This is a genomic window from Streptococcus phocae (genome assembly GCF_001302265.1).
Taxonomy (GTDB): domain Bacteria; phylum Bacillota; class Bacilli; order Lactobacillales; family Streptococcaceae; genus Streptococcus; species Streptococcus phocae.
Genome location: NZ_LHQM01000068.1, coordinates 1 through 364 on the forward strand (window position 1 = coordinate 1; position 364 = coordinate 364).

At 51.4% G+C, this 364-nt stretch carries 4 tRNA genes; all 4 read right to left on the minus strand.

Going from position 1 to position 364, the window contains the following annotated elements:
- Window positions 1–2: 2 nt before the first annotated feature.
- The 4 genes from AKK44_RS08330 to AKK44_RS08345 all read right to left on the minus strand — a co-directional run bounded on the left by AKK44_RS08330 (window position 3) and on the right by AKK44_RS08345 (window position 335).
- Window positions 3–76, minus strand: a tRNA-Pro gene (locus tag AKK44_RS08330).
- A gap of 6 nt (window positions 77–82) precedes the next feature.
- Window positions 83–156 (minus strand) — tRNA-Arg (locus AKK44_RS08335).
- Window positions 157–170: 14 nt separating this feature from the next.
- A tRNA-Leu gene (locus AKK44_RS08340) sits at window positions 171–255 on the minus strand.
- Window positions 256–263: 8 nt separating this feature from the next.
- Window positions 264–335, minus strand: a tRNA-Gly gene (locus tag AKK44_RS08345).
- Window positions 336–364: the final 29 nt, after the last annotated feature.

Below are 364 nucleotides of genomic sequence, written 5' to 3' on the forward strand. Positions count from 1 at the left end.
AATCGGGAAGACAGGATTCGAACCTGCGACACCTTGGTCCCAAACCAAGTACTCTACCAAGCTGAGCTACTTCCCGAATTGATGCACCCTAGAGGAGTCGAACCTCTAACCGCCTGATTCGTAGTCAGGTACTCTATCCAGTTGAGCTAAGGGTGCTAATATTAAGTTAATGCCGAGGACCGGAATCGAACCGGTACGATGTAAACCATCGCAGGATTTTAAGTCCTGTGCGTCTGCCAGTTCCGCCACCCCGGCTCCTCAAAAGCGAACGACGGGATTCGAACCCGCGACCCCCACCTTGGCAAGGTGATGTTCTACCACTGAACTACGTTCGCAACCTTATTTAATGCCGGCTACATGACTT